The sequence below is a fragment of the Fictibacillus terranigra genome, assembly GCF_030412265.1.
Lineage (GTDB): Bacteria > Bacillota > Bacilli > Bacillales > Fictibacillaceae > Fictibacillus_C > Fictibacillus_C terrinigri.
The window spans coordinates 893,740-913,147 of the sequence record NZ_JAUHLN010000002.1; the positions used below are offsets into that span (position 1 = coordinate 893,740).

Here is a 19,408-nt window from a genome sequence, read left to right on the forward strand (position 1 = left end):
TACTAAACTGGAATTAATTCAAATAATTGAGGTAATTATGAACGGGATCATTCAAACAAACAAATACAAAACAGTATTTCTTTTTTCCGGGTCGATACTGCTTGCCGTTTTTATGGCATTGAGTGTGGTGCTTGGGTATACAGACACGAGCTGGAAAACAGCGCTCGAGGCGTTTACCCATTTTAATGGATCAAACGAACATTTGATCATTCAAAATGCTCGTCTGCCTCGTGCCCTCATCGGTGCAGTGGTAGGCGTGTCATTGGCGCTTGCCGGAGTATTGCTTCAAGCCATCACCCGGAACCCGATCGCTTCAACCGATATTTTCGGGCTAAATGCGGGTGCGGGATTCTTTATTGTTTTAGCCGTTTCCTTTTTCAATATTACTTCTCTGCAGCAATTCACCTGGCTCGCTTTTACAGGAGCTGCGGTATCCGCTATTGCCGTGTATTTATTGGGATCAGCGGGACGCAACGGTTTAACCCCTATAAAAATGACGCTTGCCGGTGCAGTTATCGCTGCAATGTTTGCTTCTCTCACTCAGGGAATGCTAGTTGCCAATGAAAAAGCCCTTGAGGAAGTGCTGTTCTGGCTTGCAGGATCCATACAGGGGAGAAAGCTGGAATGGCTTTATCCTGTACTGCCCTATCTTCTTATCGCATGGGCAGGTTCCATGCTCATATTCAGACAGCTGAATATTTTCCTGCTCGGAGAAGACGTGGCCAAAAGCCTCGGGCAGCGTACAATCGTATTTAAAATTCTGGCTGGTGTGCTTATTGTATTTCTGGCTGGGGGTTCTGTAGCAGTTGCCGGTCCTATCGGTTTTATCGGTATTGTTGTTCCGCATATCGCCCGTTATCTCGTCGGCAACGACCATCGCTGGGTGATTCCGTATTCGGCTCTTCTTGGCGGAATACTGTTGATTGCAGCTGACATCAGTGCCAGATACATCATTTTGCCCGAAGAAGTGCCAGTTGGTGTAATGACCGCACTAATCGGCACACCATTTTTTATTCATATTGTACGAAAAGGACAATTCAAATGAGCAAGTATGTAACCGTTAGATCCAAGAGTCATTCCATGTTACTTGATAAAAAAGCGTTGATCATATCCATCGTTCTTTTTCTTTTTATGGCGGGGATCATGTCGGTCAGCATAGGAATCGGTGAGCTGTACATTTCCCCTCTTGAAGTGCTTAAATCTTTAACGGGAACCGGATCCGGTATGAACGATGTCGTCATCCAGCAGTTCAGACTTCCCAGAATTTTAATCGCCGTTATGGCTGGAGCGTCCCTCTCTCTTGCAGGGGCGATATTGCAAGGAGTGATCCGAAACCCTCTTGCATCTCCGGATATGCTCGGTATATCAACAGGAGCAGGTTTTGCAGCTGTTACCTTCATCACGATGTTTAGCAATCAAAGCAACAACTTGAAAGTAAGCATTGGTTATTTACCCGTTGCGGCTGTTCTGGGCGCGTTCGGGATGGCCGCTCTCATCTATATCCTTGCCTGGAAGCGCGGGATAGCTCCAGTCCGGCTGATTTTAATCGGTGTCGGCCTAATGACCGCTACACAGGCACTCACTACCCTCATGATCATCCTGGGCCCGATTTATGCGGCTTCACAGGCGACGATCTGGCTGACCGGAACCGTTTATGCTGCCAACTGGCAGGATGTAAACAGCCTTTTGCCATGGTTTCTCATCCTTGTTCCTGTTCTGCTCTTTTTTAGCCGAACGCTGAATATCCAGGAATTGGGCGACGAAGTAGCAACCAGTCTAGGGCATTCGGTCCACAAGGGACGGTTTGTGCTGCTTCTCATCAGTACAGCACTTGCAGGTTCTGCTGTAGCTTTTACAGGAGCGATCGGTTTTGTTGGACTAATTGGTCCACATATTGCCAGAAGGCTGGTCGGTTCGTCCTTCGGTGCAATGCTTCCTGTTTCGGGTTTTTTGGGTGCGATTCTGGTCCTGCTCGCTGATTTGGCCGGCCGTACACTGTTTTCACCGTTGGAAGTGCCAGCGGGCGTGTTCACGGCTGCCATTGGAGCACCCTATTTTATCTATTTGCTTTTTAAAAACCATGGTTAGGAGCGATATCATGTCCATTCGAACAGAATCACTGACATTGTCATATGGAAAGAATCCTGTGATTAATGATTTAAAAATAGCGATACCTAAAGGAGAAATCACCGTATTGATCGGCAGTAACGGCTGCGGGAAATCTACTCTTCTCCGGTCGATGGCCCGACTCCTCTCTCCTGAGGAGGGGTCCATCCTATTGAATGGCAAAGACATCGCCAAGCGTTCAACAAAGCAAGTAGCCAAAGAGCTCGCCATACTTCCACAGGGGCCTGTTGCACCCGAAGGATTAACCGTCCTCCAGCTCGTCAAGCAAGGCAGATTTCCTTATCAGTCCTGGCTTAAACAGTGGTCTGCACAGGACGAGGAAGCTGTTTATCATGCACTTGAAGCGACCAATATGCTCCAATTTGCAGAGAGAAGTGTTGATTCGCTATCCGGAGGACAAAGACAGCGCGCCTGGATAGCGATGACGCTTGCACAGGGTACAGAAACCATCCTTCTTGATGAACCGACTACGTATTTGGATATGACCCACCAGATTGAAATTCTTGATCTGCTTTTTGATTTAAACCAAAAAGAGCAGCGCACGATTGTAATGGTTCTTCATGATCTAAATTTAGCCTGCCGCTATGCCCATCATCTTGTAGCGATTCAGAATAGCACCGTCTTTGCACAAGGCCGTCCGGAAGACATTATGGATGAACAGCTTGTTTCTGACGTTTTCAGACTGCCGTGTAAAATCGTCAATGATCCTTTATTGGGCACCCCGATGTGCATTCCATATGGAAAGGGGCGAACAGCTGGCCATGGTACCCGCTCAGCTCAATATGCGTGATGTGATTGGCTGGTCCGAGTCGGAAAAGCTCTATTTTGAAAACAAATGCCGCTTTCAATTTCACTTTTCAAAGGAAAAAGCCGCATTTGCAGCGAAAAGATTACTGAATCGTGAGAATATGCTTTCCTTTATTGAAGAAGCAGCCAAAAAAATAGGATCTCGGGAAGATAGAGTCACTGCCTCTTTGTTTTTTAAACGGTATGTCTTTTGCTGCCTGACTTCCTCGCTTTACGCGCTTTCCTTGAGGAACAAGCAGTTTGACATGAGGCTCCAAAACGTGATCATTATCGATGAACAGGACAAGCACAGCTGGCTTCCCTCCTTCTCCCTCCAAAACCTGGAAGGTATCTCCATGGCCGGCGACCGGGAAAGATGGCGTTCCTCCGTGATCGAAATGATCTTTGCCCAAAACATCACCATCCTGCTCGATCATCTGGCCCTTTATACGAAAGCTTCAAAAGCTATGCTTTGGGAGAACGCACTCATCTATATAGCATGGCTTTATGATGCATGGCGATCAGAGGAACATCCCGCTCATATAAAAAAGCGGCTGGAAGAAGATTACCGGTTCATCGTACAGGAAGCGGAAGGTTTTCATTTCGGAACCTCCTCCAATCCTTTTTTGAATTCATCCAGAAAATACGAGGAAAAGGAAATGCCAAAAAGGCAGACGTGCTGTCTATACTACAGAACAGATGGAGGTACATGCTGCAAGACATGCCCTCTGAAAGAAGCCGACTGATCCATTGAATATCAGGCGGCTTTTGTTTGTATCATAATAATATTGGGTATCACTTTATTAAAGAGAACAAAGGAGGATGAACATGGCCTTAATTTATATCAGTATCGGTGTTGTCGCTGCTGCCTTAGTTTTCCTTGCGGTCTATGCCGTTAAGCTGATGAAGTCGAGCCGGCAGACGATGGAAAACTTAAACCGTACAACACAGCTCATGCAGGCAGAAATGAATGATGTAACGAACCAGACCGCTCTTCTGAATGAAAAAACGGAATATCTAAAATATGATTTGTATAACAAAAAGCAAAACGTTACAAGTGTTGGAGAAGCTGTTAAAGAATTGAAGAGTACGACAACAGAACTCCTCCGAACGTTTAAAAAGTAAACAGCCGCAAGCCCTGACCTGAGGGCTGCGGCTGCATTGCTGTTAAAAAGGGGGCATCCGGCTTATAACCTGGTTGTAGTCCTTCACCAGGTTTTCCATGATTTCATGGGCCGACAGTCTTGTTGCCATAGGAGCACCTTGCCCTGCCCATAATGACATCCACTCACTTTTGCCTTGGATTGCCGCCTGTTTTCGGATATCCGAAGTCAGCGCATTCTGAATGGGATAGGGTGGGAGATTTTCTTCTCCTGCCATCTGCTCCATAAAATCATTATTGATGCCTCGGGCCATTTTTCCTGAGAACGCCTTCGTCAGTTTCAGATCCGTTTCTTTCGCCTGAAAGATCGCATCTTTATGCAGAGGATGAGCGCCGCTTTCAGCTGAAGCTAAAAAGGCCGTACCCAGCTGTACTCCGCTCGCTCCAAGTGCCATAGCTGCAGCAATTCCCCGCCCGTCCATAATTCCTCCAGCTGCTATGACAGGTACAGAAACCGCGTCTGTGAGCAAGGGAACGAGAGTCATCGATCCAATCAAAGCGTCTTCTGCTTCACCGATAAACGTACCCCGGTGGCCTCCAGCTTCACTGCCCTGAGCTGAAATAACGTCAACTCCCTCGGCTTCCAGCTGCCGGGCCTCTTCCACTGATGTTGCAGTCGCCATGATCGTTATTCCTTGCTCTTTCAGTTGGCCGACAAGTTCGGTCGAAGGTGAGTTAAAAGTAAAACTCACAATGGATACTTGAGCATCCAGAACCGTTTGAAGCTGGTCTTGAAAGATAGACTGATAGCCAGACTCCGCCGATGCCTGTTCCATGCCAAGCGAAGAGCGGAACGGTGCCAGCCGCTTGCGCATTTTCTCCGTCCGCACGCTATCCTCCATGAACACTTCAGGAAGGAACAAGTTAACGGCGCAGGGCTTATTCGTTAATTCCTTCATGGTATGGATGGCTGCCTCCAGATCGGCAGGGGTCATATAACCCGCTCCAAGAGTTCCTAATCCTCCGGCATTCGAAACGGCTGCAGCAAGCTCAGGAGTCGCTGGCCCGCCGGCCATTCCTGCTTGAACAATTGGATATTGAATGCCGAACAGTGATGTGATGGATTGCTTCATCATAGCACCTCTCCTCTGTTTGGTTTCAGTCATGCACTCCAGTTTGAGTGTAACAAAAAACACGCTGGCTGTCCGCGTGTTTACGAATGGATATGGTCAAACTGACGATATACGTGTTTAAGGACCTGATGTATGTTTTGGTTGCTATATCCGCATTCCCTCATTGCGCGGACAACATATCCAGCGATCTCTTCTTTTTGCGCATTTCCTCTTATTTTCAGCAGCAATTCATTGATTTTTTTATTCCTCTGCCATTCCTCCATGCCTTCACCTGCCTGCTCTTTTTCCGCTAGTGTATGAAACGGGGAAAAGAAAAAGACCCCTTTAAGAAGCCTTTTCAATCGATGGGAAAACTACTTTTTACCTTTTTTTACTTTACATAAAACGATGATGAACAACAGTACGATCGCAACGATCATAATCCCTCTTGTATAAGGAGCCGCAATGGTTTTAATATCTTCCCAATTGCTGCCGAGTGTGGTTCCCAGGTAGATAAACAAAATGGACCATGGAATAATCGCAATCAATGTGTAAAGTGTAAATGTGGTGAATCTCATCTTCGCAATACCCGCTGGAATAGAAATAGCATGGCGGACGACAGGGATAAACCGGGCAAAAAAGATGACCCCATTCCCGTATTTTTGAAACCACTTTTCTGATAGATCAATCTGTTTTTGGCTGATGAGAATATACTTCCCGTATCTTTCCAGGAACGGCCGACCTCCGTAATAGCCCATCCAGTATAAAAAGAGCTGAGCAATGGTCCCGCCAATCGTGCCGGCAATCACAGAGCCAGCAAAGGTTAAATGACCCTGTGAGATCATATAGCCTGCGTAAGATAAAATAAGTTCACTCGGAATGACCTCAATCATAAGACCGAGTGCAATACCGAGATGTCCTAGCCCCACTATCCATTCCAAAAGTGATAATATCATTTCTTTCAATTCCAATACCTACTCTCTATATAATTTATCGCCCGTCACCCTTGTCCATCGTTCAGATTCAGCCACGCTTTACGTTCTGCCGGCTAAAGTCACTTGAAGTTTATCATAAAACCAAGGAATGCTGCCAAAAGGCCTCCGGTATAACTGATCGCCAGATAGGCAATGAGATGTTTCCACTGTCTTTTTCGATAAAAATGAACGTTTTCCAGTTTAAAAGTAGAAAACGTGGTAAACGCCCCCATAAATCCTATGCCAAAAAACAGTCTGATAGAATCATCTGCATGGGCTCTCGTGAGCCAGCCAAGAAGGAAGGATCCTGTTAAGTTTACAAACAATGTGGCGATCGGAAACGTGGACTCTGTTATTTTTTTTACCATTTGTCCGATGCCAAACCTGAAAACCGCTCCAAAGAAGCCGCCCGCTGCTACTAACATCGCCTGCATCATGCTCGCCGGCCCTCCCCTCTTTTTCTTGGCCGCCGTGCCAGAACAAAGCCAAGCCATGACATGAACAGACCTCCTATTAAACTTAAAAGAATATAAAATACGGCAATTGCTGTATGGCCTGTTTCAAGCAGTTTGATATTTTCTACACTGAATGTAGAAAACGTAGTAAACGATCCGATGAATCCCGTCCCCGCCACTGCCATTAGATAAGGATGAACTTTAGCATTTTTTTCAATCCAAAACGCGAGGCAGCCGAGAGCGAATGAGCCTGCCATGTTGATCACGAAGGTATCCAGCGGATAACTTCCTTCCCAAAAAAGTCCAATGCCGTATCTTAAAAGGGCTCCAGCCACTCCTGCCAGCCCTACCAGTATGTAAAGAAGCATATGCGCTTGTCCTCTCCATTCCTGAATCTAAACAAAACAGACTCCTGCCGCTAAGGCGGCAGGAGCTCTGTTTTCATCTCCGATATTATCTTATCATGTTTATTTCAGTTAACACAATTTGCGTTTAAGTTATAGATCGTCAAAGCCGTTGGCATCTGAAACTTTTGTATATTGCCGGGGCTTCTGCTCAAAGAAGTCGCTCTTTCCATGGTCAACATCTTCATACGCCTTAATCCACTTCATAGGGTTCTCTCTGAAGCCTTCAAAAGGGCGTTCGATTCCAAGTTCATTTACTCGCTTGTTCGCCATGAATTTAATGTAGGCTTCTAAATCATCCATCCGCAGTCCCGGAAAACGATCTCCGATAATGTATCGACCCCATTGTATCTCCAGTTCTGCTGCCTTTTTGAAGGTTTCCTGAACGAACCGGGCCGTCTCAAGAGAATTTAATTCTGGTACTTCATTAAGCAATTCCTTGAAAATGTTGGAGAACAGCCTGACGTGAAGCTGTTCATCACGGTTAATATAATTGATCATGGTGCTGGAGGCGACCATTTTTTGGTTTCGGGCAAGATTATAGAAGAACGCAAAGCCTGAGTAAAAATTTAAGCCTTCCAGGACGATATCATAAACGATCGATTCCATAAAAGTTTTTGGAGTCGGGTATTCTGTAAACTTCAAGTAGCCATTCGCTATAAAATCGTTCCGTTCCCTCAACACAGGGTCATGCTTCCAGTATTCAAAGATTTCATCTTGTTTTTGCTTGTTGACCAGGCTTGATAGCACGTACGAATAGGATTGGTTATGCACGACCTCCTGAAAGGATAGAACCGTCATGAGAGCGGAAAGGCTGGAATCCGTTAGATAGGCTGAAACCCTCGAAGAGTAATCCGTTTGAATGCTGTCCAGGAAAGCCAGCAGACCTATGATCTTATTAAATGTATCCTTTTCCTCACTTGATAGATTCGGGTATTGTTTCACATCGCCTGACATATTGATCTCAAATGGGGTCCAAAAATTGGCGAGCATGTTTTTATAAAGCGGATAGGCCCAGCCGTAACGCACGTCGTCCCAGTTTAATACATTGGAGCTCTGTCCGTTAATCAAGCCGGTAGATGCATTCGGTGCTTTCACATCATATAGTTTTCGTTCTGTCAATGTATTCATTTCTTCATCTAGTCCCTTTCTTAGCTGGAACAGCTCTCGCAGTCTTCCAATTCTGCAATGGATGTTGACCTCGTATAGTAGGTGGTTTTCAAGCCTGACTTCCATGCCGTCATATGAAGATCGAGAAGTTCTTTCGCTTTAATCGTATTTTTGACATAAAAGTTAAACGAAATCGACTGGTCAACATGTTTTTGTCTAGCAGCGTTCTGTCTGATGCTCCAGTGCTGATCCAGCTCATATGCGGATTTATAGTACCAGTTTGTCTGAGGAGTAAGATCAGGAGCGGTTACCGGAATTCTAAAATCCTTTTTCTCTTCAGAGTATTCTTTTTTAAAAATCGGATCGACGGATGCTGTTGAGTTTGCGATCAGGCTCGTTGTTGCATTAGGTGCAACCGCCATAAGCCAGGCGTTCCTCAGACCGTTCTGCTGAACCTGTTGTTTTAATACTTTCCACTCGTCCGTTATATAGTTCCTGTCTTCAAAATAAACGCCGGTTTCCCATTCAGAACCTTTAAAAGCGGGATAAGCTCCTTTTTCCTTGGCCAGTTCATGGCTTGCACGGATGCTTAAATAGCTGATCTTTTCGTAGAGGCGGTCATTGTAGGATACGGCCTCCTCTGACTCCCATCGGATTCCCTCCACTGCCAAAAGGTGATGCAGCCCAAAAGTACCCAAGCCGATTGCACGGTATTTCTTGTTTGTAAGGACGGCTTGTTTCACTTCAATCCGTTCCTGGTTCATATCAACGACGTTATCCAGCATGCGGACCTGAATAGGAATCAATCGCTCAAGCACCTCATCTTTAACGGCTTTGGCCAATGAAATGGAGCTTAAATTGCATGTGACATAATCTCCAGGGCTTTTTGTGATCACAATTTTTCCGTCCTGTGTGAATTCCTCTTCCACCGTAGTCGCCGATCCGTTCTGGGCGATCTCGGTGCAGAGGTTGCTGCAGTATACCATGCCGGCATGCTTATTCGGGTTAGCCCGGTTGACCGTGTCTCTGTAAAACATATACGGTACTCCCGTTTCGAGCTGGCTTTTCATGATTCTTTTAAAGATCTCAATGGCCGGCACCACGTCATAGCCGGAGCCTTTCTCCCCGAAGAGCCCGCGGTCTGCCGCAGCTGCACACTCGTCGTATTTTGCGCGGAAGCTGCCTTTACCCGGCTCTTCATCATAGAAATCATCAAGCTCATACCCCATCACTTTTTTTACCGTATACGGATCAAAAAGATACCAGTCTTCTCTCGATTCCGCCTTCTCCATAAATAAATCCGGTATGCAGAGTCCGAGGAACAAATCATGAACCCTCTGCCGTTCATCACCATTATTCAGCTTGGCATCAAGAAAAGAAAAAAGGTCCTTGCCGAACACATTATAATAAATAGCGATAGCTCCCTTGCGCTGTCCAAGCTGATCGACACTCACTGCTGTCTGATTCAGCAGCTTCGCCCATGGAATGATGCCCGATGAGTTTCCTTTAAATCCACGGATTTCTGATCCAAGGCTTCTGATTTTTCCAAGGTAAACAGAAATCCCCCCTCCTCCCTTTGAGAGAGTTGCTGCATCTGTTGTAGAATCATAGATCCCCCGCAGGCTGTCATCCATCGTATCGATGAAGCAGCTGGACAGCTGGCCATAACTTTTACCTGCATTAGCAAGGGTGGGGGTTGCAACGGTCATGTACAAGTTTGACATTGCCCAATACGCTTCCTTAACCAGATACAATCGGCGTTCTGATGGTTCACCGGACATCAAAGACATCGCGATGATCATAAAACGTTCCTGCGGCAGTTCATACACTCCGCCTTCATGAGATTTGGCAAGATAACGGTCACCCAGCGTACGAAGGCCGATATAGGTAAAAAGTTCGTCCCTTTGGGGCATGATCTCCGCTTCAAGCTCATCGATTTCTTCCGGTGAATAGCTGCTTAAAAGGTTCTCTTCATAGATTCCTTTATCTGTGAGTGTAAGAATCAGCCCTTGCAACGAGCCATATCCCCTTGTCCCATCGGTATTTCTGTTCTTGACCGCTTCAGAGTAAAGTTTTCTCAGGTGAATTCTTGCTGCGACAAAAGTCCAATCAGGTTCCTGTATGGAGATTCGTTCCAGGGCATGCAAAATGGCCATATTCATAGCTTCTGCTTGAGCTCCGCCTTTTTCAGCATAATAGCCCACTTGTTCGATATACTCTTCCTTTTTATTAAGCTGTGGAAAGTCAAAAAGAATGTCTTCCAGCCATTTCATAATAAGATGATCCGTTCCGCCTGCAATAACCACAGTCACATCTCCTCCTTTAAACATCTGCAAATTAAAAAGGCCCATCCAGTGGATGAGCCTAAAAACGACACGAGTTATTAGAAACAAAAATAGCCATTACAGTGCCGTTTCTGCTTCTCAATCCCCGAAGAATCAAAACCGTGAAACAAAAAGGCAGGTCTACTGGCTAATGCTTCCTCCTAGTCTGAGCCTTCCCGTATAACAGCCACATTCTTGTGCGCGTCGTTACACAGTGGTTTCTCATTTCGTCCACATAACAGTTGCGGGGACAGCTCCGGCTTGAGTACCGGATTCCCTTTTAAGTCTCGCAAGACACCTTTCGTTTCAAAATACTATATTTAGTTTAATACATTTACTTTCACACTAAATATAGTATTTGTCAACACCTTTGTTTCATTTATTTGTTGTTCCAAATCGTATTTGCACAGTACTTTATGATGTCCCGCCTGCGGATAATCCCTATAAAATGCCCGTCATCATCCGTCACAGGAATAAAGTTTTGATCGGTTGCCAATGTAATTAAATCTTCCATATTTGAGTTGATCGATACTGAAATGTTATTCACACGCTGTGGAACATCCTTCAGTTTCGTTTTTACCACATCATGAAAACCGAGATCAAACGCCTCTTTCAGTTTCCATAACAGATCCCCCTCTGTCAGTGTACCTACGTACTGACCATCCTCAGATACAAGGGGAACAGAAGTGTATTTGTGATAAGAAAGCTTCTCCAATGCCTGCCTGATGGTCGACTCAGGATTTAAATATTTAACCTCTTCCTTAGGCAATAGATAAAAAGCTATGTTCATGCTGTGATCTCCTTTAACCATAAATTGCAGCCGTTCTTTTCTACTATAGCAAAAATTAAAATAAATGAGCAGTATAAACTATCACACAAAAAAAGCCCTAAGACGGACGCAATGCTCTATTGGTTATTCCCTCACGAACGTTTATTTAAACTTTTTTCACTGATTACCCGTAAAGCTTTGCTTAAAAAGCCAGCTTTTATATTCTTCTTCCAGCTCAGTTAATGGCCGATTGGAAAGCTCCGCTTCAATCTCTTTGCTTATCCCGTTTTTTTTCAGCATCTGGATAAGGAATTTCTTTCGATCTTCAATGGCTTTCCGCAATATTCCGCCCATCGTTCCCTCCCATTAAAGCGTTTTCATAATAAAGTATACGCTGCAGCTGCCAAATAGTTTCAGCTTTCATTAAGCTTTACTGAAATTTATTGGATAGCGGACACTTTTATTACAGCTTGAGAGAAGAACTGTATTCTGTCGTTCTTTATAAATCTTTATTGATTTCCCGAATGACATGGGCGAGCTCGGGCAGGATCAGTTTCTTCATGGCAAGTGCAGCCGCCCCGGAAGATCCAGGCATGGCAAAAACAGCTGTGGAACCAACGACTCCTGCTGCTGCTCTGCTTAAAATAGCAGCAGATCCAATATCCTCTGTATAACTCAGCATTCGAAACAGTTCACCAAATCCCGTGATCTCTTTTGTAAACATTGGTTTCAGCGTTTCAATGGTCACATCCCTGGCTGCAATACCTGTTCCTCCATTGATTAAAATCGCCTGAATTTCAGTTGTTTGACAACCGTTCAAGACAGCCGATTGAATCTCTTCCTGCTCGTCTTTTACAATGACGTACTCCGCGACCGCATGGCCATTTGACAATAGCTGATCTTTGATCAGGCTGCCACTGCGATCGGTTTCTACTGATCTTGTATCACTTACTGTAATAATCTTGCAGGAGACAGATAAAGGGGCTTCTTTTTTATGCTCTTCAACACTCATATGCTTCTCCTTTCAAAACTTAGTAATGGATGTATTATCCTTTATTCATAATAAGAAGTCTATTGTTTTGATCAAAGGAATAAATCGGAATAAATACGCTTTGCAAAACGTAACGTTTCCGTTATAATTAGACCGGAAGGAGCAATCAAATGAACAAAAAATATGTCTATGCCGCCCTGGCGTTTATGATCATCGGATCCTTGATCCTATCGGGCTGCGCGAAAGGCACAAAACATAAATTAAACAGCCCTCATAAGCTTACCATAACAACAACGCTTTATCCCCTCGAATACTTTACGGAAAGAATCGGAGGCAAGCATGTTTCTGTATCCAACGTGGTACCCCCGGGAACTGACGCCCATTCTTTTGAACCTTCTACGAAGGACATGATCAAAATATCTGATAGCGATGCTTTTATCTATAATGGAACAGGCATTGAAGGTTTTGCAGATAAAGTGAATGAAACAGTTAAAAAAGAAGGCGTAAAAACCGTTAAAGCTGCAGAAGGCCTTACGCTCGAAAAAACAGAGCACCATGATGAGGTACATGACGAACACGGGGATAAAGATCCTCACATCTGGCTCGATCCGGTGTACTCCATTCAAATGGCAAAAAATATTGAAAAGGCATTGATCGATCTGAATCCAAAAGCGAAATCAGATTTTCAAAAGAATTACCGGTCATTAAGGAAGGATCTAAAAAGGCTGGATGAATCCTTCCATCTAACGGTCAACGAAAGTCCTAATAAGGAGATCATTGTGTCCCATGCTGCCTATGGTTACTGGGAGCATCGTTATGGATTGAAACAGATACCTGTTTCCGGCCTCTCCACTTCCCAGGAACCGTCTCAAAAGCAGCTGCGAGCCTTAATCAAACACGCCAAGGCAAAGCATATCCGCTATGTGCTCCTTGAGAACAGCGCGAGCGATAAAGTGGCCAGAGTGGTTGAAAAAGAAACCGGAGCAAAAACGCTAAAATTAAGAAATCTGGAAACGCTCAGTCCTAAAGATGCTGAAGCGGACGAGGATTATTTATCACTCATGCAAAAAAATGTTCAAGTCATAAAACAAGCCCTGCAATAAAAAAGCAGGAACATGAGTCATTCATTGATTCACATTCCTGCCTTTTTAGGTTAGCTTATTGTTTTCTTTTCTTAATAAACAGCACGGCTCCAATGATCACAATGAGGAGCACGGCAATAAACAGCGGTGCTGCAGCTTGGTTTGACTTCGTTTCAGCCTTTCCTGCTTTTTCTTCTTCCTTTTGAGATTTTTCATCCTTTGCTTTTTCTCTTTTTGGCTCTTCCGCCTTCTTTTCCTGCGGCTTTTGAACATCAAAGGAATAATCCTTTTGAATAATATGTCCATCAGCACCGATAATCTTATAGTTTACTTGATACCTTCCGTTTTCAAAGGGAGATGATGCAGACCCGGTCATGACACTATTGTTCACGTCCACTTTTACATCTATTGGTTTACCATCCCGTGTGACTTTCATCGTGCTTAAATTTTCAATTTTTGATTCAAAGGTCAGTGTAATCTTGCTTATGTTTTCTTTGACTACTGCGCCTTCTGCGGGATTAGAAGATTCCAGTCCAGTATGAGCGGACGCGATCGACGCAGAACAAAGAAAAAAAACTCCGGTTAGAATCAATATGTACTTCTTCATGCGACAGTTACATCTCCTTTATTTTCCTCGTTGCTATATATACTGTAATGGAAAACATTAAAAAAGACCACCCAGATGATGAGAAATCCGGGGGCCTTTTCTGTTAACTTTTTTTCATGCCTGATCAGGGCTTAGCAAAATGCACAAGCACAGCCTATGATAATTAACAAAATGAACAGTACCACAATAAGGGCGAATCCACTTCCACCGTGTCCAAATGACATTTTGTTACCTCCTCTTTCGAGATGTTTAACGTTCTACACCCATAACATATGAAGCGGCCAGGCTGTGCGAACCGGTACAAGAGTCTATTTTTTAAAAACTTTCTGTTCTGCAGGGGATGTAAAGACCATCTGAAAATACGCCTATTTTCCAAGCTTATCCGCATTTGTCCCATACAAAAAAAGCAAAGCGCCATATAGTGTTAGGGAGATGTTGGAGTTTATGACAAAGGAGGTAACACATATGGGATTCGCAGCAGGCGGAAGTGGTTTCGCTTTGATCGTGGTACTGTTCGTGCTTTTGATTATCATCGGATGTGCTTGTGCATTCTGCTAATGCACTGAACAAGGAAAAGATGCAGATCTTTTCCTTGTCATTATGAACTACGATTAACGCAAATTGTTTTCCAGTAACCAAAACCCATAATTAAAGCACTGAGCGCCGCTCAGTGCTTCTTTTTATTGCTTCGCTTGTTCTTCCGTCTCGGTCTTCTTCTTCAACGCCCAATACGTCTCCAGAGCCCGCTGTCCGATGTGCTTGTTGACCGCTTGCGTTCCGCTGTACGGTGAAGCATCCGGTACGATAATCGCAAAAGCGATCTCCGGATTGTCATATGGTGCGTATCCAACTAATGTCAAATTATCTTTATCGGCAATGAAGTTTCCATTTTTATCATATTTTTTAACCTGGGCCGTACCTGTTTTCCCCGCAGCATTATGGTATTTCGAACTGTTAAAATATTGTGCGGCGGTTCCTCCCGGAGAGTGGTAAACTTCCCAGAATCCCTGCTGGACCCGATGAATATAACTTTTATCCATATCTATCTCATTAAGAATACTCGGTTCAAACCGCTCGACCAGTTTACCTTCAATATGATTTTCCGTTTGCGGTTCGCGAATTTCTTTTACAAGCCTGGGCTGCACCCTGTATCCTCCGTTTGCGATGGTGGATACATATTGCACCATCTGAATGGGAGTATACGTGTCAAACTGGCCAATCCCCATATCGATCATATTCCCTACTTGGTTGGTGTAGCCCCCATTATAGCCTGTGGATTCATTTGGGAAATCAATGCCGGTCTTTACACCCAATCCAAATTGGCTAAAATAATATCTCATCACATCAAAACCAAGGTAACGATTGTCTCCGTAGAAGGTTTTCGTATTGTAGCTGAACTTGCCTAATCTCATCACAATATTGTACATATATACGTTGGACGATTTTTTTAAAGCGGTCAAATCATTGATGCTTCCCATATTGGCATGTGATTTCTTTGTCAAACTTCCAAATTTAAGGGGTGCGTCGTAAATATATTCACCCATATGGATCACGCCTTTATGCAGACCGGTAAGAACAGTAGCTCCCTTGACCGCCGATCCCATCTCATACGCATCAAACAGTGCTCCGTATGAGTCATTGACAAATTCGCCGTCACTGTTCATCTTTTTGCCGGCGATCGTATAGATTTCCCCGGTCTTCGGATTCATCATAACAATATAGGCGGATCTCATGAGCTCATTGCCGCGGTCAGCGCGTCCTTTTCTAATCTCTTCTTCAAGAATTTTCTCCATCTTGTGCTGAAGCTCCATATCGATCGTGAGGACAAGATCTTTTCCGCGTTTACCCGGAATGACTTTCGGTTCTCCCAGTGTTTTTCCCGTTTTTGGGTTTGTGAGGTAAATGCTCTTCTCTTTCGTACCGCGAAGCGTTTCCTGATACTGCGCTTCTAGCCCGCTGATCCCGACCTGGTCGGTTCGGTCATAATTTAGGGCCGCAAGATACTCCTGCTGTTCTTTCGGCATCTGCTTTACCCGCCCAAAAATGGTTTTAAGTGAGTCGCCGAAAGGATAGGTGCGGTCGGCATCCGGCATGATATCAACGCCTGGGAGCTGATCCAGGTTTTCAGAAATGATGGATATCTCGCGGTCAGTCAAATTTTTCTTTACCGGTGAAGCGGAATACGCATAACCGGCATCCATCTCACGCTTGATCGCCAGAATCTGCCTATCGATCTTAGTCAGGGTATCCAGATCCTTTTTTGTGATCCGGTCGACAAGCAGCTTGTACTCTTTCTCATTGTTGAGCTTTTTGGCTTCAGCTGGTGTCAGCCGCTCTTTCATAAGCTTCTCCACACCTGTTTTTACGATGAAAAAGTCCTTCTTATCACGTTCAGTGACCTTTTTTTCGTCAACTTTAATATGCTGTGACAGCCACTTGGCGATCCTATACGTATCTACTGCTTTGGTGCTGCTCGTCTTCGTGTACGTGAGCGTAAAATAAGGTTTGTTGTCCACTACGACTCGCTGGTAGCGGTCAAGAATCTTGCCGCGGGGAGCTTCTTTCTTCGCTTCTTCTTTTTTTATGGCTTCGGACTCCTGCCTTTTTTCTTCCCCGTTCACGATCTGAAGAACACCGAGACGGAGTATAAGAATAGAAAAAAGAAGAAATACGGCAACAAATAGTATATTCAAGCGAAAAGGAAGGTGGTTCTTTTTCTTTTTATTTTTCTTTTGAGTTTCCATAACCCGTTCCTCCCAATAGATTATTACAATTATATTACAAAACCTTCCCTACTAGATTACTAAAGTTTGATAAAGATTCCAAGTTTTTCATAAGAATTTTTTTCAAAAAAAGCGGGATATTTATCCAGCCCTTACGCGTGAATAATGACTGAAAATTTTACGATAAAGCTCGGCTGCGAATAAGGTGGCTTATTCACATATTGCCTCTATTCTCATTATTTGCTATATTAAAAATCCTGTGCCAAAAATACTTTGAAAAGGAGGAATGAAATGGTTTATTGGCTTCTGTTTAGGAAAAGTTTTTCTCGAAATATGCAATACCGCCTTTCCCACCTCATTAATAATGCCGCTTCTGCCATCTTCGGCTTTGTTTACATCGCGATATGGTCGGCTGTATTGACAGGAAAAGAACAAAATAGTCCTTTCAGTATCATGGACATGACCTTTTATATGGGGGCGAGCCAATGCATCTTGTGGATGACCGTGTTTTTAACGGCCGGCCTCGGCATTCAGCTAGGTGTAAGAAACGGCTCCATCTCGCTGGAATTGGCAAGACCAACGAACTATTTTTTCTACATAACGAGCCAGGAGGCTGGACGAATCGGATACAATGCCCTCTTCAGAAGTCTTCCTATCGGTTTGATTTTCACCATAACCGTCGGATTCTACATCCCTGCCCACCTTCCCACCTATGGATATACCCTTCTTTCTGTACTGCTGGCTGTCGGCATTTCACTGAACATCTTTTACCTGATCGGAATTTCGTCCTGCTGGACAACTGAGATATCATGGGCTCACTTTATTAACTTGACCTTAATGTTCTCTCTGGGCGGCCAAATGGTCCCTTTGACTTTTTTGCCTGGCCCGCTGTCCTTAGTGGCTGAATGGCTGCCATTTGCCGGTGTCGTTTATTATCCGGTCATGATTTTTCTCGAAAAAGCGAGCTTGTCGGTTCTCCTGATCCAGGCAGGCTGGTTTCTTGTACTGCTGCTGCTGAACCAATGGATCACTTTCCTTGCCCGGCAAAAGATTGAAATTCAGGGAGGATGAATATGAAATTATACATAAAGCTTGTCAGCGCAAGTATACGGTCAAGAATGCAATACAAAATGAATTTTATTTTTTCCATGGTTTCGTATGGTGTCATCATGATGATTGACTTTGTTCTTCTTGCCGCTATTTTGAACCGTTTTGGGCAGATAAAAGGCTGGAATATTTATGAGGTAGGCATTCTTTACGCGATCTCATCCATCTCACTTTCTCTGTACCGAACGCTGGCGCCTGAACTGCACGAGTTTGAAAAATATATAATAGAAGGGGAATTTGACAGCCTGCTGATACGCCCGGTCTCCCCACTTGTTTTGCTTCTTTCAAAGAATCTCGATCTTAGCCGGATCGGAGGGATCCTGCAGGGCATTCTTATTCTTTGCCTTTCACTGTATGGCTTGTCTCAGGAGCAGGAGCTGATATATATAGCAGCTTACCTTCCTGTTATCCTTGTATGCGGATGTGCGATTTCCTATTCGCTTGCGCTTTTTACTGCAACCCTTGCTTTTTGGACACAGCGGATTAAAGATTTCCAGACCTTTACGCTCTATGCACCTTTTAATGCAGCCAATTATCCTATGAACATCTATCCGGGCTGGCTGAAGATGATCTTTTTCACGGTCATACCAGTAGCGTTTATCAACTACGTGCCCATGCTGTATCTTCTACAAAAAGGAGGCAGTCTGTATTTTCTTCTGCTTCCGATCTTTGTAGCTGCCCTGTTCTTTTATGTCTCATTGAAATTTTGGAATTATGGCATCCAGTTCTATCATAGTACGGGAACCTGAGGAGGGATTGAACGATGATTGAAGCGCACCAGCTGCGAAAATGCTTTAAGATCTATAAATCGAAAAAAGGAACGCTTGGTTCCATGCTCTCTCTGTTTTCGGGAGAATACGAGGAAAAAAACGCTGTTGATTCCATCTCTTTTAAAATAAATGAAGGTGAGTTTGTTGGTTATATCGGACCGAATGGAGCGGGCAAGTCAACCACGATCAAAATGCTCTCAGGGATCCTGCACCCGACTTCGGGAAAAGTCACCGTTCTTGGGATCGACCCTCAAAAGCACCGAAAAAAACTTGCCCAACGCATCGGTATCGTATTTGGGCAGCGAACACAGCTTTGGTGGGACCTCCCGGTTAAAGATTCGTTCGAGATACTGAAACATATGTACAAAATAGAAGACAGGGCTTACCAAAAGTTTCTGAAACACTATGATGATCTTCTTGATATTGGTCAATTTCTGCATACCCCGGTCAGAAAATTGTCACTTGGCCAAAGGATGAGGGCGGATCTTGCAGCAGCAATGATTCATAATCCGCCTGTCTTATTTCTTGATGAGCCGACCATCGGCCTCGATATTGTAGCAAAACATAAAATCCGTGATTTTTTACAGGAAATGAACAAGGCAGAGAAGAAAACCGTCATTCTCACCACACACGACATGGATGACATTGAACAATTATGCAGCCGCGTCATCGTCATTAACCAAGGCCGAAAGATACTGGACGGGACGCTGGAGAAGCTTCGTACTCATATCGGCCTTCCGAGTATTCTTACCGTCACGTATGAATACTTGCCTAAACCCAATGAGTTGGAAGGTATTGAAAGGGCGGAATGCACCGGCAGGAAATGTACGATCGTGTATGACCGTTCAAAAATTTCTTCTCCTGTTCTATTGCGGGAGATATCGAAGTGGGGAACGCCGCTGGATATTCAGATGACGGAACCAGATATTGAAGAGGTCATACAGAATATTTACTGATAACTAACA

At 44.4% G+C, this 19,408-nt stretch carries 23 protein-coding genes and 1 riboswitch; of the genes, 10 read left to right on the forward strand and 13 right to left on the reverse strand.

Going from position 1 to position 19,408, the window contains the following annotated elements; genetic code table 11:
• Positions 1-37: 37 nt before the first annotated feature.
• From QYF49_RS12435 to QYF49_RS12455, 5 genes are all read left to right on the forward strand, one after another.
• Positions 38-1,045 (forward strand): FecCD family ABC transporter permease, encoded by a 1,008-nt coding sequence (locus QYF49_RS12435; protein ID WP_290399906.1) that lies wholly within the window; start codon positions 38-40, stop codon positions 1,043-1,045.
• Positions 1,042-2,088: a FecCD family ABC transporter permease gene (locus QYF49_RS12440; protein WP_290399907.1), complete on the forward strand. Its 1,047-nt coding sequence runs from the start codon at positions 1,042-1,044 to the stop codon at positions 2,086-2,088. The genes QYF49_RS12435 and QYF49_RS12440 overlap by 4 nt, the downstream gene beginning before the upstream one ends.
• Before the next feature lie 7 nt (positions 2,089-2,095).
• Positions 2,096-2,917: an ABC transporter ATP-binding protein gene (locus tag QYF49_RS12445; RefSeq protein ID WP_290400437.1), complete on the forward strand. Its 822-nt coding sequence runs from the start codon at positions 2,096-2,098 to the stop codon at positions 2,915-2,917.
• Complete coding sequence (locus QYF49_RS12450) at positions 2,865-3,659, forward strand: IucA/IucC family C-terminal-domain containing protein (protein WP_290399908.1); 795 nt, start codon at positions 2,865-2,867, stop codon at positions 3,657-3,659. Before QYF49_RS12445 ends, QYF49_RS12450 begins: the two co-directional genes overlap by 53 nt.
• Before the next feature lie 82 nt (positions 3,660-3,741).
• Complete coding sequence (locus QYF49_RS12455; protein ID WP_290399909.1) at positions 3,742-4,038, forward strand: DUF948 domain-containing protein; 297 nt, start codon at positions 3,742-3,744, stop codon at positions 4,036-4,038.
• Positions 4,039-4,080: 42 nt separating this feature from the next.
• Here QYF49_RS12455 and QYF49_RS12460 read toward each other — a convergent pair whose 3' ends face one another.
• From QYF49_RS12460 to QYF49_RS12505, 10 genes are all read right to left on the reverse strand, one after another.
• Entirely contained in the window at positions 4,081-5,151 is a 1,071-nt protein-coding gene (locus QYF49_RS12460) for an NAD(P)H-dependent flavin oxidoreductase (protein ID WP_290399910.1), read from the reverse strand.
• A 77-nt stretch (positions 5,152-5,228) separates the two neighbouring features.
• Entirely contained in the window at positions 5,229-5,411 is a 183-nt protein-coding gene (locus QYF49_RS12465; protein WP_290399911.1) for a hypothetical protein, read from the reverse strand.
• 90 nt (positions 5,412-5,501) lie between these two features.
• Positions 5,502-6,092 carry an undecaprenyl phosphate transporter UptA gene (gene uptA / locus QYF49_RS12470; protein WP_290399912.1) on the reverse strand — a complete coding sequence of 197 codons (591 nt, stop codon included), beginning with the start codon at positions 6,090-6,092 and terminating at the stop codon, positions 5,502-5,504.
• 89 nt (positions 6,093-6,181) lie between these two features.
• Positions 6,182-6,538, reverse strand: a complete 357-nt coding sequence (crcB, locus tag QYF49_RS12475; protein WP_290399913.1) for a fluoride efflux transporter CrcB — start codon at positions 6,536-6,538, stop codon at positions 6,182-6,184.
• A complete protein-coding gene (gene crcB / locus QYF49_RS12480) occupies positions 6,535-6,924 on the reverse strand; it encodes a fluoride efflux transporter CrcB (RefSeq protein WP_290399914.1) in 390 nt (129 codons plus the stop codon). Before crcB (QYF49_RS12480) ends, crcB (QYF49_RS12475) begins: the two co-directional genes overlap by 4 nt.
• A 129-nt stretch (positions 6,925-7,053) precedes the next feature.
• The gene (locus QYF49_RS12485; protein ID WP_290399915.1) at positions 7,054-8,091 is read right to left on the reverse strand and encodes a ribonucleotide-diphosphate reductase subunit beta; all 1,038 of its coding nucleotides are present in this window, start codon (positions 8,089-8,091) and stop codon (positions 7,054-7,056) included.
• A 20-nt stretch (positions 8,092-8,111) separates the two neighbouring features.
• Positions 8,112-10,343 carry a ribonucleoside-diphosphate reductase subunit alpha gene (locus QYF49_RS12490; protein WP_290400438.1) on the reverse strand — a complete coding sequence of 744 codons (2,232 nt, stop codon included), beginning with the start codon at positions 10,341-10,343 and terminating at the stop codon, positions 8,112-8,114.
• A gap of 168 nt (positions 10,344-10,511) precedes the next feature.
• Positions 10,512-10,711: riboswitch (cobalamin riboswitch) on the reverse strand.
• Between the two features lie 62 nt (positions 10,712-10,773).
• The gene (locus QYF49_RS12495; protein WP_290399916.1) at positions 10,774-11,184 is read right to left on the reverse strand and encodes a CBS domain-containing protein; all 411 of its coding nucleotides are present in this window, start codon (positions 11,182-11,184) and stop codon (positions 10,774-10,776) included.
• A 156-nt stretch (positions 11,185-11,340) separates the two neighbouring features.
• Positions 11,341-11,517 (reverse strand): Fur-regulated basic protein FbpA, encoded by a 177-nt coding sequence (locus tag QYF49_RS12500; RefSeq protein ID WP_290399917.1) that lies wholly within the window; start codon positions 11,515-11,517, stop codon positions 11,341-11,343.
• Positions 11,518-11,662: 145 nt separating this feature from the next.
• On the reverse strand, positions 11,663-12,175 hold the full coding sequence (locus tag QYF49_RS12505) for a MogA/MoaB family molybdenum cofactor biosynthesis protein (RefSeq protein WP_290399918.1): 513 nt from the start codon (positions 12,173-12,175) through the stop codon (positions 11,663-11,665).
• A gap of 149 nt (positions 12,176-12,324) precedes the next feature.
• Between QYF49_RS12505 and QYF49_RS12510 the strand changes: the two genes are divergently transcribed.
• Positions 12,325-13,257 carry a metal ABC transporter solute-binding protein, Zn/Mn family gene (locus tag QYF49_RS12510; RefSeq protein WP_290399919.1) on the forward strand — a complete coding sequence of 311 codons (933 nt, stop codon included), beginning with the start codon at positions 12,325-12,327 and terminating at the stop codon, positions 13,255-13,257.
• 55 nt (positions 13,258-13,312) lie between these two features.
• Here the strand turns inward: QYF49_RS12510 and QYF49_RS12515 are convergent, their stop codons facing one another.
• Both QYF49_RS12515 and QYF49_RS12520 read right to left on the reverse strand, forming a co-directional pair.
• Positions 13,313-13,843, reverse strand: a complete 531-nt coding sequence (locus QYF49_RS12515; protein ID WP_290399920.1) for a copper resistance CopC family protein — start codon at positions 13,841-13,843, stop codon at positions 13,313-13,315.
• 131 nt (positions 13,844-13,974) lie between these two features.
• Positions 13,975-14,067 (reverse strand): YjcZ family sporulation protein, encoded by a 93-nt coding sequence (locus tag QYF49_RS12520; protein ID WP_290399921.1) that lies wholly within the window; start codon positions 14,065-14,067, stop codon positions 13,975-13,977.
• Between the two features lie 220 nt (positions 14,068-14,287).
• On the opposite strand from QYF49_RS12520, the gene QYF49_RS12525 reads away from it, so the two are divergent.
• The gene (locus tag QYF49_RS12525; protein ID WP_234293139.1) at positions 14,288-14,401 is read left to right on the forward strand and encodes a YjcZ family sporulation protein; all 114 of its coding nucleotides are present in this window, start codon (positions 14,288-14,290) and stop codon (positions 14,399-14,401) included.
• A gap of 122 nt (positions 14,402-14,523) precedes the next feature.
• Here QYF49_RS12525 and QYF49_RS12530 read toward each other — a convergent pair whose 3' ends face one another.
• A complete protein-coding gene (locus QYF49_RS12530) occupies positions 14,524-16,587 on the reverse strand; it encodes a peptidoglycan D,D-transpeptidase FtsI family protein (protein ID WP_290399922.1) in 2,064 nt (687 codons plus the stop codon).
• A gap of 270 nt (positions 16,588-16,857) precedes the next feature.
• Here QYF49_RS12530 and QYF49_RS12535 point away from each other — a divergent pair, with 270 nt between their 5' ends.
• From QYF49_RS12535 to QYF49_RS12545, 3 genes are read left to right on the forward strand one after another with little or no spacing between them, the layout of a single operon-like run.
• Complete coding sequence (locus tag QYF49_RS12535) at positions 16,858-17,637, forward strand: ABC transporter permease (protein ID WP_290399923.1); 780 nt, start codon at positions 16,858-16,860, stop codon at positions 17,635-17,637.
• Positions 17,638-17,639: 2 nt separating this feature from the next.
• Complete coding sequence (locus QYF49_RS12540) at positions 17,640-18,422, forward strand: ABC transporter permease (RefSeq protein ID WP_290399924.1); 783 nt, start codon at positions 17,640-17,642, stop codon at positions 18,420-18,422.
• Between the two features lie 14 nt (positions 18,423-18,436).
• A complete protein-coding gene (locus tag QYF49_RS12545) occupies positions 18,437-19,399 on the forward strand; it encodes an ABC transporter ATP-binding protein (RefSeq protein WP_290399925.1) in 963 nt (320 codons plus the stop codon).
• The last annotated feature ends 9 nt before the right edge of the window (positions 19,400-19,408 follow it).

Excerpts from the sequence above, each read along its gene's own strand:
- QYF49_RS12435 (WP_290399906.1), top strand. The coding sequence starts at position 38 with ATGAACGGGATCATTCAAACAAACAAATACAAAACAGTATTTCTTTTT.
- QYF49_RS12440 (WP_290399907.1), top strand. The coding sequence starts at position 1,042 with ATGAGCAAGTATGTAACCGTTAGATCCAAGAGTCATTCCATGTTACTT.
- QYF49_RS12450 (WP_290399908.1), top strand. The coding sequence starts at position 2,865 with ATGGAAAGGGGCGAACAGCTGGCCATGGTACCCGCTCAGCTCAATATG.
- QYF49_RS12455 (WP_290399909.1), top strand. The coding sequence starts at position 3,742 with ATGGCCTTAATTTATATCAGTATCGGTGTTGTCGCTGCTGCCTTAGTT.
- QYF49_RS12460 (WP_290399910.1), bottom strand. The coding sequence starts at position 5,151 with ATGATGAAGCAATCCATCACATCACTGTTCGGCATTCAATATCCAATT.
- QYF49_RS12465 (WP_290399911.1), bottom strand. The coding sequence starts at position 5,411 with ATGGAGGAATGGCAGAGGAATAAAAAAATCAATGAATTGCTGCTGAAA.
- crcB (WP_290399913.1), bottom strand. The coding sequence starts at position 6,538 with ATGATGCAGGCGATGTTAGTAGCAGCGGGCGGCTTCTTTGGAGCGGTT.
- crcB (WP_290399914.1), bottom strand. The coding sequence starts at position 6,924 with ATGCTTCTTTACATACTGGTAGGGCTGGCAGGAGTGGCTGGAGCCCTT.
- QYF49_RS12485 (WP_290399915.1), bottom strand. The coding sequence starts at position 8,091 with ATGAATACATTGACAGAACGAAAACTATATGATGTGAAAGCACCGAAT.
- QYF49_RS12490 (WP_290400438.1), bottom strand. The coding sequence starts at position 10,343 with ATGAAATGGCTGGAAGACATTCTTTTTGACTTTCCACAGCTTAATAAA.
- QYF49_RS12495 (WP_290399916.1), bottom strand. The coding sequence starts at position 11,184 with ATGAACATAGCTTTTTATCTATTGCCTAAGGAAGAGGTTAAATATTTA.
- QYF49_RS12500 (WP_290399917.1), bottom strand. The coding sequence starts at position 11,517 with ATGGGCGGAATATTGCGGAAAGCCATTGAAGATCGAAAGAAATTCCTT.
- QYF49_RS12505 (WP_290399918.1), bottom strand. The coding sequence starts at position 12,175 with ATGAGTGTTGAAGAGCATAAAAAAGAAGCCCCTTTATCTGTCTCCTGC.
- QYF49_RS12510 (WP_290399919.1), top strand. The coding sequence starts at position 12,325 with ATGAACAAAAAATATGTCTATGCCGCCCTGGCGTTTATGATCATCGGA.
- QYF49_RS12515 (WP_290399920.1), bottom strand. The coding sequence starts at position 13,843 with ATGAAGAAGTACATATTGATTCTAACCGGAGTTTTTTTTCTTTGTTCT.
- QYF49_RS12520 (WP_290399921.1), bottom strand. The coding sequence starts at position 14,067 with ATGTCATTTGGACACGGTGGAAGTGGATTCGCCCTTATTGTGGTACTG.
- QYF49_RS12525 (WP_234293139.1), top strand. The coding sequence starts at position 14,288 with ATGACAAAGGAGGTAACACATATGGGATTCGCAGCAGGCGGAAGTGGT.
- QYF49_RS12530 (WP_290399922.1), bottom strand. The coding sequence starts at position 16,587 with ATGGAAACTCAAAAGAAAAATAAAAAGAAAAAGAACCACCTTCCTTTT.
- QYF49_RS12535 (WP_290399923.1), top strand. The coding sequence starts at position 16,858 with ATGGTTTATTGGCTTCTGTTTAGGAAAAGTTTTTCTCGAAATATGCAA.
- QYF49_RS12540 (WP_290399924.1), top strand. The coding sequence starts at position 17,640 with ATGAAATTATACATAAAGCTTGTCAGCGCAAGTATACGGTCAAGAATG.
- QYF49_RS12545 (WP_290399925.1), top strand. The coding sequence starts at position 18,437 with ATGATTGAAGCGCACCAGCTGCGAAAATGCTTTAAGATCTATAAATCG.